The 462-nt window shown below is 64.3% G+C and carries 1 protein-coding gene; it reads left to right on the forward strand.

Annotation, left to right across the window (positions count from 1 at the left end):
- Nucleotides 1–188: 188 nt before the first annotated feature.
- Complete coding sequence (locus EXE48_RS18230) at nucleotides 189–404, forward strand: hypothetical protein (RefSeq protein ID WP_137712175.1); 216 nt, start codon at nucleotides 189–191, stop codon at nucleotides 402–404.
- Nucleotides 405–462 lie beyond the last annotated feature (58 nt).

Consider the following 462-nt stretch of genomic DNA (forward strand, 5'->3'; position numbering starts at 1 on the left):
GCCACGGGTAATGCATACAGGTGACATGGGGATTACTACCAGGTTGATAAACCGGCGCCCCCAGCGAACCCGCCGGTCGGTGCGGACGTCCCGGCGGCCGGTTGCGCCGTTGCTAAGGTGTCGACAGCTGTTCGCGGAACCGACTATCAGAGAGATAATAATACGATAGTCGTACCAATGGGCTCGGTATGGCACAGCGTTCGATCGAGTGTTCGTGTCCGAGCTGTGGGGTCAGTGTCGAGGTACCCGTCCAGCGGGAGTCGCCGGCGGACACCGACAGGATGGTGCGGTCGGAGCTGATCGGGAACACGGCGGAGTGTCGCGACTGCGGCCTCGCCTTCGACCTGCTCTACTACGAGACGGAGGGGCTGACGGGCGAGGAGAGGCGGCCGGTGTTCGAGTGACTGCGCTGACTCCCGTCAGGCGTCGGGGTCGGCCTTACGCGCGGGAGGAGGTCAACCC

This window comes from Halorubrum sp. ASP1 (assembly GCF_005435135.1).
Lineage (GTDB): Archaea > Halobacteriota > Halobacteria > Halobacteriales > Haloferacaceae > Halorubrum > Halorubrum tropicale.

Excerpts from the sequence above, each read along its gene's own strand:
- EXE48_RS18230 (WP_137712175.1), top strand. The coding sequence starts at position 189 with ATGGCACAGCGTTCGATCGAGTGTTCGTGTCCGAGCTGTGGGGTCAGT.